1 protein-coding gene and 1 pseudogene are annotated in these 1244 nt (G+C 64.5%); one reads left to right on the top strand and one right to left on the bottom strand.

The genetic code is table 11. The annotated features are described in order from the left end of the window. Positions 1–264: 264 nt before the first annotated feature. Positions 265–512: pseudogene (locus EOA27_RS37065) on the bottom strand (IS21 family transposase); the annotation flags it as partial. Positions 513–666: 154 nt separating this feature from the next. On the opposite strand from EOA27_RS37065, the gene EOA27_RS37060 reads away from it, so the two are divergent. Continuing rightward, the coding region (locus EOA27_RS37060; RefSeq protein ID WP_245491337.1) for a transposase at positions 667–1244 on the top strand (578 nt) is incomplete at its 3' end.

Genomic DNA, 1244 nt, shown 5'->3' with positions numbered 1-1244 from the left:
GTCGAGGGCGCTGCCCCCACCCGATACGAGATCGCCTTGTGGCCAAGCCCCTCCGAAAATCGATATCTCAAAATCTCGCGGACACGCCGCATGCTCAGTCTCTCCGCCGCCATCTCGGTCCTTTCCTCGGCAACCAAAGGAAGAGAACCTTCAACCGGCAGAGCACCCGGGCCCAACCATCCACCTCTCACGGGGGCGGTTAATTCTCGGAATGAGGGGGCGGCATCATTTCGGAATCCGGGGGCGGCATGCCTCGGAATCTGCAGTTACGCCGCGGCGGCGCAATTCCTTCTTCACGTAGCTCCAATCGGGCACCGGCCGGCTGGGGCTTTGCGACGCAGCCTTCGGATGCCGGGAAGAGCAGCAGCTCGAGGCCTTCGTCATCCATCCCTTCCGGCAGCGGCCAGCTCAGCCCAGCAAGACCTGGCGCGCCGCAGGTAACCATGCACAACACCATTGCTCACCCCGAGCGTGTGCGCGATGACGCGTTCGGCGCCGCGCGCGCCTAACATGCCGACTTAAGGACATATTCTTACAGGCGGTATTTAAGTCGGGCAAGATATTCGATGTTCACGACAGCCAGCCGACCGAGCTCAGCACAACGGCGATGGCCGGTATCCAGGCGATCTACCGGAGCGAGGAACGGGGCTCCCCCCCGCCGAGCGATTGGCCGCACGACGAAGGCGGACCCGACCACTGGTCCGCGCGCTGCGACGACAGCTCATGCGCCAGGGCAAGGGTTTGTCGCGCCATGCCGATATCGCGAAGGCCTTCGCCTACGGCGCCATGCGATGGCGCGCCTTCAACCGCTTCCTCTACGATGGCCAGCTCGAGCCCGACAACCTGATCGCGGCAGAGCGGTCAGCGGTCGTGCTCAGCATCATCGCGACCTGCAAGCTCTGCGGCGTCGATGCCGCAGCCTATATGGCCGACGTCACCGAGCACATTCAGAACGACCGGCCAGCCTCGCGCTGGGACAGGTCGTCGAGGGCGTTCCTCAGCACCTCGCGGAGGGCCGCAGAGCGGAAGCATAATCATAGCCGACGACAAGCTCCCGTTCTGACAAGAGCCTATCAGGATTTACGAGGCTCCCCGGTCGGGTGTCGGAGCTGGTCGAGAACCCAAGCCATGCGAAATGCCGCTTCCTCGGCTACTCCAGGCCCATGTGACGCGCCGCTGTGGCCGCCCACTGTCCGCGTGCGCAAGACAAGCTCGGGGTCGCGATCGGCCGCGCAGGACCGACG

Origin of the sequence: Mesorhizobium sp. M2A.F.Ca.ET.037.01.1.1, assembly GCF_003998075.1 — a bacterium.
GTDB lineage: Bacteria > Pseudomonadota > Alphaproteobacteria > Rhizobiales > Rhizobiaceae > Mesorhizobium.
The sequence above is the reverse complement of the archived record's forward strand: the minus strand, read 5'-3'. Positions and strand labels throughout refer to the sequence as shown.